Origin of the sequence: Algoriphagus marinus (assembly GCF_001936475.1) — a bacterium.
GTDB lineage: Bacteria > Bacteroidota > Bacteroidia > Cytophagales > Cyclobacteriaceae > Algoriphagus > Algoriphagus marinus.
On the sequence record NZ_MSPQ01000010.1, the window covers coordinates 18,078 to 33,251 of the forward strand.

The 15,174-nt window shown below is 42.3% G+C and carries 9 protein-coding genes; 2 read left to right on the top strand and 7 right to left on the bottom strand.

The window, feature by feature from the left end; all coding sequences use genetic code 11:
- Positions 1-233: 233 nt before the first annotated feature.
- Together rimO and BVC88_RS15810 are read right to left on the bottom strand one after the other, a co-directional pair.
- The gene (gene rimO / locus BVC88_RS15805; protein WP_075351692.1) at positions 234-1,544 is read right to left on the bottom strand and encodes a 30S ribosomal protein S12 methylthiotransferase RimO; all 1,311 of its coding nucleotides are present in this window, start codon (positions 1,542-1,544) and stop codon (positions 234-236) included.
- 83 nt (positions 1,545-1,627) lie between these two features.
- A complete protein-coding gene (locus BVC88_RS15810; protein WP_075351693.1) occupies positions 1,628-2,716 on the bottom strand; it encodes a hypothetical protein in 1,089 nt (362 codons plus the stop codon).
- 383 nt (positions 2,717-3,099) lie between these two features.
- Between BVC88_RS15810 and BVC88_RS15815 the strand changes: the two genes are divergently transcribed.
- Positions 3,100-5,106, top strand: coding sequence for an alpha-ketoacid dehydrogenase subunit alpha/beta (locus BVC88_RS15815; RefSeq protein ID WP_075351694.1), 2,007 nt, complete (start codon positions 3,100-3,102; stop codon positions 5,104-5,106).
- Positions 5,107-5,309: 203 nt separating this feature from the next.
- Positions 5,310-6,008, top strand: coding sequence for a hypothetical protein (locus BVC88_RS15820; protein WP_075351695.1), 699 nt, complete (start codon positions 5,310-5,312; stop codon positions 6,006-6,008).
- Here BVC88_RS15820 and BVC88_RS15825 read toward each other — a convergent pair.
- The 5 genes from BVC88_RS15825 to BVC88_RS15845 all read right to left on the bottom strand — a co-directional run bounded on the left by BVC88_RS15825 (position 6,002) and on the right by BVC88_RS15845 (position 15,174).
- Complete coding sequence (locus tag BVC88_RS15825) at positions 6,002-7,189, bottom strand: DUF4221 family protein (protein WP_175574434.1); 1,188 nt, start codon at positions 7,187-7,189, stop codon at positions 6,002-6,004. The genes BVC88_RS15820 and BVC88_RS15825 overlap by 7 nt on opposite strands.
- Positions 7,190-7,253: 64 nt before the next feature.
- Positions 7,254-7,760 carry a hypothetical protein gene (locus BVC88_RS15830; protein ID WP_075351697.1) on the bottom strand — a complete coding sequence of 169 codons (507 nt, stop codon included), beginning with the start codon at positions 7,758-7,760 and terminating at the stop codon, positions 7,254-7,256.
- A complete protein-coding gene (locus tag BVC88_RS15835; RefSeq protein WP_075351698.1) occupies positions 7,741-8,844 on the bottom strand; it encodes a 6-bladed beta-propeller in 1,104 nt (367 codons plus the stop codon). Before BVC88_RS15835 ends, BVC88_RS15830 begins: the two co-directional genes overlap by 20 nt.
- A gap of 92 nt (positions 8,845-8,936) precedes the next feature.
- Positions 8,937-12,128 (bottom strand): efflux RND transporter permease subunit, encoded by a 3,192-nt coding sequence (locus tag BVC88_RS15840; protein WP_075351699.1) that lies wholly within the window; start codon positions 12,126-12,128, stop codon positions 8,937-8,939.
- A 1-nt stretch (position 12,129) separates the two neighbouring features.
- A complete protein-coding gene (locus tag BVC88_RS15845; RefSeq protein WP_075351700.1) occupies positions 12,130-15,174 on the bottom strand; it encodes an efflux RND transporter permease subunit in 3,045 nt (1,014 codons plus the stop codon).

The following is a 15,174-nucleotide window of genomic DNA, read 5'->3' on the forward strand; positions in this document are numbered from 1 at the left end:
AACTCAAATTAAACATAGTTGAAAAGTAAAACCTGAATTATAAGTTATAAAAAGATATTACCCCCCCCCTTGTTTGTTAAGGATATGAGGCGATAAATTAGTTTAAACGGGATTTTTAAAGGTTTATTTCTTACAACTTTCTGAGTTGTCTTGCTACTAACAAAGCACACCATAGTAAAAAAAAGCTGCTTCCTGAGAAGCAGCATAAGTTGAGTAAGATCTAAAGATAAATTTTAAATCACCTCTCCATACAAATCAAATTCCGTCGCATCGGTGATTTTCGCTTGCACAAAGTCACCCACTCGACAATAATGCTTTGCTGCATCGATTAGCACCTCATTATCCACTTCGATTGAGTCAAACTCTGTTCTGCCGACGAAGTGTCCGCCTTCTTTTTTATCGATTAAGACTTTGAAGGTCTTTCCGATTTTCTCTTGGTTCAGGTCATAGGAGATTTGCTCCTGAATTTCCATCAGATGGTTGGCTCTCTCCTGCTTTACTTCCTGAGGAGTAATATCGTCCATGGTATGCGCATGGGTATTTTCCTCATGAGAATAGGTAAAAACACCCAATCGCTCAAATTTCATTCGCTCCACAAAGTCTACCATTTCTTGGAATTCCTTTTCGCCTTCTCCAGGATGTCCAGCAATCAAGGTTGTACGAATCGCGATCTCCGGTAAAATATCCCGAATACTATGAATCAGTTCTTCCTGCTTTTCGCGGGTCGTTCCTCTTCGCATCGCTTTCAGGACATCGCTCGAACCGTGTTGCAATGGGATATCCAAGTAGTTGCAAATATTTTCCCGCTCTTTCATCACCTCGATCACTTCCATTGGGAATCCAGTCGGATAGGCGTAATGCAAGCGGATCCAGTCGATTCCTTCCACATCAGAAAGTCTTCGCATGAGTTCAGCCAGATTTCGCTTTTTGTACAGATCCAAGCCATAATATGTCGAATCCTGAGCGATCAAAAGCAATTCTTTGGTTCCCCCAGCAGCTTTATGCTGCGCTTCTTTTACTAATTCCTCAATCGGTCGGGAGATATGCCCACCACGCATCAGCGGAATCGCACAGAAAGAGCAAGGGCGATCACAACCTTCAGAAATCTTCATATAGGCATAGTGTGCCGAATGCGTCAAAAGTCGCTCTCCGACCAACTCATGCTTGTAATCTGCTTTGAATTTCTTCAATATCGCAGGAAGGTCCCGCGTTCCAAAAAATGCATCTACTTGGGGGATTTCCTTTTCCAAATCGTCTTTGTAGCGCTGTGAAAGGCAACCGGTCACATAGACTTTGTCCACCAAACCTTGTTCCTTAGCATCTACGTACTGTAAAATCGTGTCAATTGATTCTTGCTTCGCATTGTCTATAAAACCGCAGGTATTGATGATTACAATATTATTATCATCCGAATTGGACTCATGGCTGGCATTGATTCCGTTTCCACGAAGTTGGGTCAAGAGCACTTCCGAATCCACCAGATTCTTTGAGCACCCCATGGTGATAATATTGACTTTGTCTTTTTTGAGAGTTCTCGCTTTCACAGGATATCGACGTTTTGAGGGTGCAAAGGTAGGGAAAATTTTATGTCAACAGACCACTGTCAACAGTCGACTGTGGTCTGTGGTCAATATCCGGTTATTTCTTTCATGAGCCGAAAGAACCCCCTTTTCCGCTCAGAATTGATCCCCCAGTCCACGGGGACACTCTGGTAGCCCTCGGCAAATCCTTCTTCTTTCATTCGGTAATCAAAATATCCCCAGGAAGCATAAGCTGAAATTGCCGCTGAGAAATTATTCAGGTCTTGATCGAAATTGAAGTGATCATCCTCATTAAAGACAATAGGTTTTGGCGTGAAGCCCGTAACTGTTCGGGTTTCCTCCACCATGGCTTTGATACGATTGGGACCTTTTACTCCATTCCCATGAAGAAGGATATAATCTGAAGCTCGAACTACATTTTCTAAAGGAATAGCCCCTCCCCCATAACTGGTGCTGACCAACAATCTCCGGCCTGATTTAGTTGGAATTTTCATTAATTCAATCAATTCATGAACTCGCTCTGGTTGCAGAATTGCATGATCGTATCGAATATTGCATTCGTTATTGATTTCAATCAAAATATTCCGGTAATCCTTTTTCAGCAACCAGTCCCGAATCCCCGTAACAGCACGGATCACTGCTGTTTCATCTTCCAAATTTTCATCCTGACCAAAGTAAAATAATCCTAAAATTGGCACCATCCCCAATCGGTCAGCTTCATCAAGAATTAGTTCTAAACGAGCGAGATAGGCTTTGCGGATTTTTCCTTTTTTATCGAAAGCTGAATTGATCCATGGCTGATTTTGCGAATAGCCAAAAGGGCTTCCTCCCTGTAGATTAATAGTGAAAGAGAGCATTCCATACGAATTCCACTCCTCCATATGGGCTACAAATTCATGGGTATTCCGATCCGCATCCCAAGTTTTGGTGTCGGGATATTCCCAGTTAAAAACGGTCTCTGGATTCAGATCATCGAATATCCCCTGAACCATTCTGGAATTCATCAGCAAGCCTTCTATTCGATTTTCCTTCCAGGTGCGCCCCTCATAAGTGGGTTTACCATTAATAAAAAACTGCTCCACTCGGATCTCAACTTCTGTTTTGCCCTGGGCTAGAAGACAGACAGATGAGGTAAAAAAAAGAATGCTAATTAAAAATGCAGCAGTAATTCTCATAGGTCTTTCGGGCTTCGTTAACTTAAAATTATGTCAAAAAGTACCCAAATCTTGCAAGAAAACATATTTGGCAAGTCATTTTTAATCTCACTCAAGCCTGTATTATCAATTTATTAAACCTCGCCTTTATTGTTAAACTAAGCATAACCCAAAAGTATCGCAGGACGGAATTTCGATAGCTACTTTTGAATCATACAGCAAAACTTTTTAACTCCTTGCATTTATTTTTTCACCCCGGCCTTGGTCGGGGTTTTGCATTTTATAGGTTTAAATGGATTAAAAGACACATTTTTTAAAAATCACCTAGACTGGATCAGAAAGCCAAATTATAAGCTTTGTAAAGCCTAAAAGCTCTTTTAACTTAGTACTCAAATCCCAAAGAAATGACTGAATTGGCCCAATCGACCTTATTGACTTTTGATCGAAAGAATTATTCTGACGAAACACTTCTCTCACTTTACGAATCCTTAATCATGCCTCGCAGAATCGAGGAGAAAATGTTAATTCTGCTTCGTCAGGGTCGGATTTCCAAGTGGTTTAGCGGTTGGGGACAGGAAGCGATCTCAATCGGGGCAGTCAACGCCCTAGCTGAAGATGAATATATTCTTCCCATGCATCGAAATCTGGGGATTTTCACTGGTAGAAATATGCCACTGGAAAAGCTTTTTGCCCAATTTCAGGGTAAAGCTTCCGGTTTCACCAAAGGAAGAGATCGCTCTTTTCACTTTGGAAGCAATGAACATCATATTGTGGGAATGATTTCTCACTTGGGTCCACAACTTGCCATAGCGGACGGGATCGCCTTGGCCGATACCCTTTCAAAAGAAAAGAAAGTGACCTTGGTTTTTTCAGGAGATGGGGCAAGTTCGGAGGGTGATTTTCACGAAGGTTTGAATGTGGCGGCTGTTTGGAAACTTCCGGTAATTTTTATTGTCGAGCACAACGGTTACGGGCTTTCTACCCCAAGCGAAGAGCAGTTTGCCTTCCAATATTTTACCGAAAAAGGCCCAGGATATGGCATGGAAACGCTACGAATCCAAGGAAACAATGTCTTGGAAGTCTATGATGCGATCAAAACTTTGGCAGAAGATATCCGAAAAAATCCTCGTCCAGTACTTGTCGAAGCCATCACCTTTCGAATGCGTGGACACGAGGAAGCTTCAGGGACAAAGTACGTTCCCAAGCAATTGATGGAAGACTGGGCAAAGCTTGATCCGGTGGATAATTACGAGGCCTACTTAGAATCCATTGGCGTTTTGGATGAAAAGTCAAAGGAACAAATCAATAAAAAAGTCAAAAAGGCCATCAATGATGGGTTGGAGATTGCGTTTGCTGAAGAGGCTATTCAACCCGATCTAGAGTTGGAATTGAAGGATGTCTATGCGCCATTTACACAGGAAGTAATTTCTTCCGCAGGAAATAGTCCCAAATCCGAAAAACGATTTGTAGATGCCATCTCGGAAGGGCTTTTTCAATCCATGGAAAAGTATCCAAACCTTGTCCTAATGGGACAAGACATTGGAGAATATGGCGGAGTTTTCAAAATCACTGATGGCTTCAAAGGCAAATTCGGAGCGGATCGCGTTCGAAATACGCCACTCTGCGAAAGCGCAATTATCGGTGCAGGATTGGGGCTTTCGATTAAAGGCTATAAAGCGATGGTGGAAATGCAGTTTGCCGATTTTGTATCGGTAGGCTTTAACCAAATCGTAAATAACCTCGCCAAAATCCATTACCGCTGGGGACAAAATGCCGATGTGGTCGTTCGGATGCCAACCGGCGCCGGGATGGCTGCAGGCCCATTTCATTCTCAGTCCAATGAGGCTTGGTTTTTCCATACCCCGGGATTGAAAATCGTCTATCCTTCCAATCCATACGATGCTAAAGGCTTGCTCAATGCAGCTTTAGAAGATCCAAACCCTTATTTATATTTTGAGCACAAAGGCATGTATCGCTCCATCAGTGCGGAGATTCCTGATGCTTACTATACCACTGAAATTGGCAAAGCTGCTTTGGCGAAAGAGGGTGAAACCGTGTCCATCATCACGTACGGGATGGGAGTTCACTGGGCGATCAAGGCCGTGGAAGAAATGGGGATTTCAGCTGATATCCTAGATTTGCGTACGCTTTTACCTTGGGACAAAGAAGCCGTAAAAGCTAGCGTGAAGAAAACAGGAAAAGTCATTTTCCTTCAAGAGGATTGCTTGACAGGGGGAATTGGTGCGGAGATTTGTGCCTGGATTTCCGAGCATTGCTTTCAAGACTTGGATGCTCCGGTCATGCGGGAAGGAAGTTTGGATACTCCGGTTCCTTTTGCCCCAAGTTTGGAAAAGCAGTTTCTTCCCGTGGAGCGGTTTAAGATGAAATTGAAGGAATTGGTGGAGTATTGATTGCAAGATTGAAAAATTGGAAGATTACTTCGCAAAAGACAATTAACTGCCGCTGTTTTGTCCTCACAGACAGCAAAATCATAAGCTTCAAATAAACACCCTTGCAATGAGTGTTGACACTCACCAGGGCGAACATCTCTATCCTAGCCAAAATAAAAAACCCCGACAACTCCTTTTTCCGTATCAATTTAAAAAAACAGTTGATGCAAAGATTTATAACCTTCGCTCTTTTCTTCTTCATTACGCTTACTGTTCAAGCTCAATTTTTTCTTGCAGGTGCTCATTTCAATGGGAGTTCGTCAGTAGGAAAACTTAAAGAAGAAGCGGGCTCGATTTTTTTTCCTACTATTTCAGGTTTTATGCTTTATGAGTTTCAAACCTCCCCTATTCAAATTGGACTGGATTTAGGATATGGACTCTATGGCAGCAAGTTGGAAAAGCGAACTGATTTATACCCTGGATTTAACGATGAGTTAAGGTTGAGAAGAAATAATAACATCGTTACAGGCATGATTACCATGCGATACTTGCCTTGGGTAAACACCAAATTCACTCCTTTCATCGAAGCTCAGTTTGGAGGAAACTACCTTTATACACGATACCAAATCCGGGCAACAATTGATGAAGAACCCATTGAAGCAGACTCTGATCACCAAGATTGGGCAATAGCTTATCGAATTGGAGCGGGAATTCAGATTCCCTTGCCTTTTTTGGATGAAGGAACCAAGTTGGAATTCAAAACCAGTTACCAAGACAGCAACAGCATTCAGTTTTTGACCAAAGGCGATGTGACTTATCTTCCAGACCAGGGAAATGGGGAATTTGATTATAATTTCCGTCGTGGCCCACTCCAATTACTGACTTTTTCAGTCGGAATCGTTGTGTATGATTTGTTTCATTGAATGGTTTTGAGTCTAAGTTTGTAAAACAAATTATAATCCCGCTCCACTTCCGAATCAGCTGCTTTGACAATTAGTGTTCCATCAGACAAACCAATGTTTACAACACCTGCCACTGGAAGCTCATTGAGGATTCCAATTTGCTGATCTCCTTTGACAATAATATATCGCGGTTTTCGATACTTGGTTAGGGCTTCTCTGAATTCCGGATCCCTGAAATACTCCTCAGATTTTGCCTTGAAACCCATTAAAATATCTTCAGGCATGGGAGTGAAAAATAAAAGTATCTGATAGGGGCCAAAAGCTTTGATATCGTTAAAGCCTGGATATACTAAACCATCCAGACCAAGAGATGCCTCATACCCATCCCGATCAGGATGGCTCAACTCTACTACTGTTTGATAAACAGCGTCATTTCCATCCAGCTTATAAATCCCGAGTTGATTACCCATCTGCGGTAAGGAAGAAAGGGTTTTGGTAGTTGGGTCAAAGGATAAACTTGGATAAGTTGCCCCTATCCATTTTTGCTCTTTTTTATAAGTCCATTCATCAGGATATACATTTAGGTAGTGCACGGAGTCTTGCTCCAAATCAAGTATAAATCCCTTATTCACCTTATTGTAAAAATCAGCACCTATTGTCTCTAAATCAATATCAGCGATAGAGAAGGAGTTCGGTTCCTCCCCTATTATCTTATACTTCCCGTCTTCTTCATACACTGCAAAACTCTGTTTATTGGAACTGATGGAAAGCATCATCATCTCTTTTACCGTACCCTTCGTTTTTTTGATCTTCGTAAAATCAGCATCGAACAGGTGATAAGGCATCTCCATAGAAAGCTCCTTAAAAATATATCCGGATTCTCCGTAAAACCTCCCTTCGAAAAATTGAGGAATCTGATTTGGACCTTCGCCTCCTAGCTCATGATTTTCAAGTATTTCTCCCTGTCCATTGACCAGAAATACCTTTCCTTCTCTGGTATTTTTCATCAGATATAGATCCTTTGAAGGGTGATAATCCAAAATGGTAACCGGCTCAAGCAAATCCACTAGGATAGAATCCACCACCTCAAACTGAAGTTCTTGAATGGGGCTTGATGGAGTTGTAGTGGTTTCTTTTTCGGAACAGGAAAAAAGGGCTGCGAAGAACATCCCGAAACAAATTAAAAAAACAGGTCTGTACATGGAGAAGGGGTTTGGTTTTATGATAGGTCGCATTTTCTAGCCATTATAGGACAATCCGGTACGGTTATTTTCCTTTAAGCTCATCCAAAAAATCCTGATAATTGGGAAATGAGGGATTTTCTAAAAACTGAACTATTCCGTTTTTCGTGTTAAAAACAATCCCATTCGTATCTCCGACTACATTCTGAATATAAAATGCTTTGGCAGGATCATACAATATGGGCCGCTGAAAATCCGTTTCTTTCATCCATTTTTCTATTTTACTCTTTTCATTTCCAGAATAGTAAAAAATGAATTTTATCTCAGGATTATTTTCAAAATAGGGATTCCAATCAAAGTTAAATATTGAATATTCCGAGAGGTTATTAGCAAAAACTATGACCTGAAAGTCTGCATCAAACCAACTGGGATGAAACTTTGTGCCCAGATCAGGATTGATTACTTCAGCGTTTCTATAATGCTGAATCAGCTTTCCTTTTGGGGTTTCCGTCTCTTTTTGATTGATAAAAAACAACAAAGCACCTATCCCAATCAGTAAAATAAATATTACACTATTCTGGTATTTTCGCATACAAGATCACCGGGTTTGAATCCTCACTTAGTTTCGATAATTGCTCCAAAATGGCTGGACTAGCCTTGATCGAATTTAGATTTTTGATCAGATAGGGTGCATAGGCTATAAAAACGACCTGATCTCCTTCTATTCCGATTGGGCTATAAAACTGTCCAAGCCCTTCCTCATCTACCAAAAACTTCAATTGCTTCTGAGTTTTCTTATTTAAGATGAAAAGCTCCTTCTTCCTAAATTCTGAACTTTGGGTGATCACATCGGCAAAGAAGTAATCTGCAGTTTCAGCCATAAAATAAATATCTGAAAAACCCTGTTCTTGGATCATTTCAAAGCTTGCAAAAGGGTCGGTCATCTCCCAAAACTTCTCTGGAACGGTATATTTTCCAAAATCGATTTTTATGACCGGCTGAATGGTATCAGACTCCATTTCATACACCATAGTTTTAAATGGTTCCCGAAACAAAATCCGATTATCCCCCTTAAAAAAAACCTGCTCATCGATAGGGAGCATCTCATCTGCAAATAGATTTTCCAAAAGCGAGAGTTTTATTTCTCCATTTTGATCAGTTTTTATCAGACGATGTGTCCCCGCAACCTTGTTATAGCCACTATAAAACCAATATCCCTTTTCCGCAGGCTGGAAAGAAAAAACATTGATCGGATACTCCTGAGTAGAAATCAGCTCATTTGAAGGTGAATATTTGTACAAGTTTATTTTATCTCCTAGCCCCTCAATTACGTGAAGCGTATCTTGGTATAGTTTGAAATCGCTAAATCTTCTGATTTGACCGGGAGCTTCTCCTATCACAGCGGCAAAGCCTAAGTGCCTCCCCTCTTTGGAGAAATGGTGAATTCCTTTTGGCCGATTATAGTTAGCAACATAAAATTGATCGGAATCAAAACTGACCTTCAAATCTGAACCAAGTAACTCAGTAGTATCTGATTCAAGCAGAATCACTTTTTGAATTTCAAAATCTGGAGTAATTGCTTCCAATTTATCAAATTGAATAGTGATCGGCCCTGATTCCTCTGATTCGCCACAGGCGAAAAGCGCGATTAGAATAATTGGGAATAGTTTTTTCATAGAAGTTTAAAGTTTAGTCATTCAAACCAAAACTCATTTTTTTGGCTATTACCTAAATTTCAAATGCAGATTGCTTTTAGAAGAGTTACCCCTCAACCATTCTCTCTCGCTGCGCCGCCGCGTCGCCGTGAGAAAAACCATTTGCGCCCTTGCGCCTTCGCGGGAGACGCCATCTTCGCCACAATAACCTCTTTTTTCCAAAGCATCATCGGAAGTACCCAAAACACCCCAACCATACTGAATACCAATCCTCCGATCGTACCAATCGCCAGTGAAAACCAAAAGATTTCATTTTGCCCCTCAATCAGGAAAGGGATCAATCCAAAGCAGGTAGACATGATCGTGAGCAAAATAGGAATCGCTTTTCCGGCAACGGATTTTAAGACATTGCGATTGTAAAGACCTGTTGAACGGTTATTGAGATCGTTGATAATAAAGATTCCGGCATTGACCGCCAAGCCCCCGAGCATCACAAAAGCAGCATATCCACCCTGATCAAAGTAGAAATCAAACAATGAAAAGATCAAAAACAAGCCGATAAAACTGATTGGGATAATGACAATGATGTAAATGGGTTGCTTTAGATTTTCAAATAAAACAGCACAGATAAAGAAAATCCCGATAATCAGGAACCCAATTAAGCCGTATTGACGCTTCGCTTTTTCGTAATCCCAGGACCAAGTTTGCTTCTTCGCTTCATAGCCGATTGGCATGAGTTGCTTCATTTCCGCTAATACCTCATCCAAATATTCATTTCCAAATTTAGCTGAACCCATATACTCAAAGGAAGCTACCCGAAGGTATTGTCGATCTTCTTTGTGAAGGGCATTTGTGGTGGTTTCTTTGGTCAGGGTACCGTAATCAGAAATTTTAAAAATCCGATCTCCACCGCCAATCAAGCCTTTTTGCTCTAAGTCAAACTTGCTGAAATCCTTAGAATCTGTTTCTCGGATCACCAAGCCATAGTTCTTTTCTTCCAAAGTCAACATCCCTGAAGGGCCTTGAGGCTTACTCAGATCCAGCATTGTATTGATGACTTCGTACTGATTGGTCTCGCCAAGAGCGATTTGATTTTGATCCAATCGCAAGACATATTCCTCTGTCTTTTGCTCATTGTAGCTGAGACGCTCGTTGGTATTGACTTCCTGAATTCGCTTATGCTTGAGTAGCTTTTCGGCCAGGATTTCAGTTTGCTTTTCGAGTTCATCAAAGTTGTAGCCTCGCATTTCCACCCGGAAATTTGGGATTCCTTCTCCTCCACCTCCGGTGTAAAAACCTTGGCCTACACCGTAGATATTCCATTGAGCTCCTGACCAATCTGTAGATTTCACGGATAGTTTCCCTTTCAGCTGATAAGGTAAAGCACCTTTTTCGTAGGCTTCATCAAATGTGATCGAGATCTGTGCACTTTGCCCAGATTGGACAAAAGTGACGAACTGATCGATTCCTTTGACATCTTTCAGATAGGTTTCAAATTCCCGCATGATGAAATCCATCTGATCCAGAGTATTTCCAAATGGAAGTCGGGCATAGACATAGAGTCGAGTCTTCTCTGCTTCCCGATAGGAGCTTTTCTCATAAACTCCACGAACAAACATTCGCAAAGAACCTCCCAAAGCTTTGTCCACATAAGGTCGGATTTCCTCTTGGTAAAAGGTATTTCCCACCGTTTTGTTATACCATTCCTGACCTTCCCATTTGGCTGGAAGAAAGAAAATGGGAGTCCCAAACAACAAAATCATCACCGTGATAAAGGACTTTCGGTAGCGAGCAGTCCACGCAATTCCGCTTTCATAGCGTCGCAAAGCCTTGACTCGCTTACGGAGTTTAGGAATAGTCAATCCTCTGGCCTTTTTGACGGACTCTTTAAACATCACCTGATAAAAGGCTGGGGTGAAAAATAAGGCAATCAATAAGCTGATTCCCAGCATCACGGATACCACAATGGAAAACTCGGTCAGGTTCTTTCGATCTTCTTCCGGAAGAAGAAACACAATCATCAGCGCTGCAATCGTAGTCAGCGAAGCTGCCAGCAAAGCCAAGAAAACCTTACGGTTTCGATGCTTGTGCAAGTGATCGATCATGATGATCGCATTGTCCACAATCAATCCAAAACTAATAGTCAGACCCGCAAGGGAATAGAGATGAATATCCACTTTCAGAAAATAGAGGATAATCGCGCAAAGGCTCAGATTCGCGACGATCCCCAAAAAGAGAATCGTAAGGTACTTCAAATTGCGATTGATCAAGAAAATAAACAGGATCAAGATCAAAATCGAGAGTCCCGAACGCTTGTAGATTTTATCAAGCTCTTTTTCCAGAAACTCCGTGTCGTCATTTTCGAGACGAACCTCAAATCCTGCAGGAAGTAGCTTTCCGGCTTGTTCGATGGATTCTTTAAGATTTTGCGCAAGCAGGACTTTATTGACCCCATCTCGGTTAAAGATAGAAAGCGTTACAGAGTTATTCCCATTGATCCGGTAATAGCTACTGGGTTCAGCCTCCTCCAAGGTGAGTTTTGCAACATCCCGAAGACGTACCGGCATTCCGTTTACCTGTCGGATCGTCAGCTCTTCGAGTTGATCCATTTCCTCCAGGGAGCGGTCCACTTGTACAAAAAGTGTTTCTCCTTTAGTATTCACCACTGCGCCAGGAAATTCCCGTCCAAAAGCCTGATTGATTCTCGAATTCAATTCGCTTCGAGTCACACCAAAAGCCTGCATCTTTTGGATATCAAAGGTCACATAAAGCTGCAAATCATTCGCTCCACGAACAGAGACTTCTTCCACCGCTTCGAATTTGGTCAAGGCAGGTTTCAAGATATCTTCCGCTATTTTTTTGATTTCGAAGGAAGCAAAAGGTCCGTTGACACTGTAGGTCAAAATGGGAGACTTGACATTATTTCGCCTTTCGGCAGTCTGACTGACCAAAGGATACGAAACCCGCTGATCGAGTTGCGGATAAACCTGCCGAATCATGGAGGAAACCTCAAACTTCTTGAGCTCCATGTCTGCTTTCTTGTCAAATGTGAGTGTGATCGAACCCTGATCGTAATTGGAAACTGATTCAATCTTTTTCAGCTCAGAAAGTCTGGAGAAAGTCCCTTCCAGCGGAGAAGTTGCCAGCTTTTCCACGATCTCAGGTGAAGACCTTGGAATCGAATAGCTGATCCGAAGCACGGGCTCCCGCTCTCGTGGGTTCAAATCCACGGAAAGCAAAGGAATAACCGCAAATCCACAGATGGAAAGCAAAACAAAGGCGATAAGAATTCGAAATGGTGTCATATCAGCTTTGCTTTAATTTTGACTTTGGTACAAAAAACCAGTAGGCTAATGGCACAAAATACAAAGCTGTGAGTGTTCCGATAGTCAAACCTCCTATCACCGCTTCCACCAAAGGTCGCTGCAAGTCCGCTCCCAGACCACTGCTGAAAATAATCGGAATCAAAGCTAGAATTGTCGTGATCGAAGTCATCAGAATCGGCTTCAATCGAATCTGACCTGCGCGATGAAGTGCCATTTCCAAAGCTTGTTCAGCATTGATTTCATCCGATTCTACATAGACCAGTCGCAAGCGATTGATTGTATCAATTTTCAAGATCGCATCATTGACCATGATTCCAAGCATCACCACCAATCCGATCGCAGACATGACATTCAGCGAAGAACCTGCCAACCAAAGCACCAAAAATGCCCCTCCTATACCCAAAGGAAGCGTAAAGACCACAATCAGCGGCTGAACAAAACTTTCAAACTGAGCTGCCAAAATAAAATACAAGAGCAAAACTGAGATAAGTAAAATCCCAATAAGTTGTTGAATATTTTCCCGGTCTTTGAAGTATTGCCCCACGATGGCTATTCCCAAATTTTTGTCTTGTCCCCAGCTGAAAAATTCACTCGCTTGTTCATCTGGATCAGCTGCAGTCACCAAAGCAGATTGATAGATTCCGCCTTTATCAGCAGTCACATATTTATAATGATCCTCATACCGAAAATCCACAAACTCACCTAAAATGTAAGAGGTGGAATCCGAAGCATAAACTCGGGTATTTCGGAGTAAATCTTCAAATCGATCCTCCGGTTCCTTTAACCGAATCGGGGTAATCTCCCCAAATCGTCGAATATCTGTGATGGTGAAACTTCCGAAAAGCTTAGAAAGCTGCTCCTGAATTGTATTCACAGGAATTTGATAAGTTGCCAATCGATCTGCTCGAAGCGTAAAAACTACCGAAGCTTCCTTTTGCAAACCTGGTCCTCGCTCCCATTCTTGAGTTGGAAATTGACTCAACCAAGGATCCATTTTTTCCTCTGGCACGGGTTCCTTCGCTGTCAGATCTTTCCACCGTACTTCATAATAAGGCATCGCCGAATTGAACAATTGATCAAACGCATTCGGGGCGTCGCCTAAGGTAAATGCCGCTTGCGGATAGGTGCTGCTTACAAATTCTTCTAACTTCACTATCGCAGCCTCTTTTTCTTCCACAGTTGGGAATAGCAAATAAAGCAGGGATTGCTGTATGGAATTCTCCCCATCGAAAAGCAAAAATTGCCTTACTCCCACATCTGCTTCTGCCTGAGAAAAATCTCCTTCCAAAGTTTTCATCAGTTGGATCACTCTTTCCCGATTTTCCAGAGCAGAAATCGGCTCATTCCAATCCACTTCCAGCGTAGCGTCCAGCTTTTCAATTTCAGGAAGCCCTTCAGTTTTCAAAACCTGACTAATCAACAATCCCAGTGGAATCAGTATCGCAAAAATCGAAATCGCCAACTTCCGATTCGCAGTGATTTTGCGATAACCAAACTCATATAAATCTAAAATTCTGGAGAAAAAAGGCCCTTCTTTTCCATCGTCCACTTTTTTACTTTTGGAGAAAAAGAGAAAATAAAGCATGGGAAGCAGGATAAATGCAACTGCCAACGAAACCGACAGAATCGCAGCAACGGCTACTGCCTGATCGAAAAACAAAGCTCCTGAAATTCCGCTCAAAAATACCAGCGGTACAAATACCGCCAAGGTAGTCAGCACCGAGCTGATCAGCGCTCCCATCACCTCTTCCACTCCTTCTACGCAAGCATCAAAAAGTCCCAATCCACTTTCCCGCTTGCGAGTAATATTATCCAACACAATAATTGCATTATCAATCAGCATCCCAATCCCAAGTGCTAAACCGGAGAGGGAAATGATATTAATGGAAATATCGAAAAAGTAGAAAATCAGAAAACTAATCAAGAGTGAGGAAGGTAAGCTCACCCCGATAATCAAAGGCAAACGGTAATCCTTCATAAAAAGGAAAAGCACCGCAAAGGCGAAAATCCCTCCGAAAAGCAAGGAAGTTTGAAGATTGGAAATAGCCGCATTCAAAAGATTAGACTGGTCCTGCGTCAGCTCAAAATCTACCTGAGGATAGTCGGTTTTAAATAGTTCCAGCGCAGTTTTCAGCTCTGGGATCAATTCATTCATCTTAGCTGAAGCCTGCTTGTGAACCGTGATGACTAAGGCTTCTTTGGCTCCAAAGAGATGATAGCCGAGCATTTCCTTGGATTCATAGGTCACTTTTGCCAATCGACCCAAGGGAATAATCGCACCGGAAGGAGCCGCTACTGGAAGTGTTTCGATATCACTTGGGCTATCCACCCGAGTTGCCAGTCTCAAATAATAGCGGAACTGCCCATCTTTTACGGAGATTCCAGGTAGCTCTGAGTTGCCGGACTGGATCGCCGAAATGACTTGCTGCTGGGTCATCCCCAAAGCTGCGAGAGCTTGCTCATCAGGCTCCACGGTGATGATGCGTTCCTTTTTCCCATTGATATCGACAAGTGAAACTCCGGGAAGTTGCTCGATTCGTTTTTTAAGAACATTCTCTGCCAATAAGCTCACCTCCACTTCGTCCACATTTTCTTTGGGAACCACCTGCACACGGGCCACTGGAATATCCGAAGTGTTAATTCGGATCACTTCCGGTCGGCCAAGATCTTCGGGAAGGGAATTAGTCAGTCGGTCAATTTTCTCATTGACATCAATATAAGCCAGCTCCATTTGAGTGCTGTAGTCGAAAGTCAATCGAATAGTTCCCACTTCCGAACCAGCCTTCGAATCCATTTCCTCCAAGCCGTTCAAAGTGATCAATCCTTCCCGGATTGGGCTCAGTACATTTTGCTCGATGGCTTCTGGCGAGGCATTGGGATAGTTGACCTTTACCACGATCTGCGGCACATCGATCGGAGGCAGAAGGGAAATTGGAAGCGTGCGAAGGACAATGAAGGCAAATACCATCAAGGCCATAAAAGTCATGAAAACGGCGATCGGCCGGGCCAGTAAAAATCGTACCAT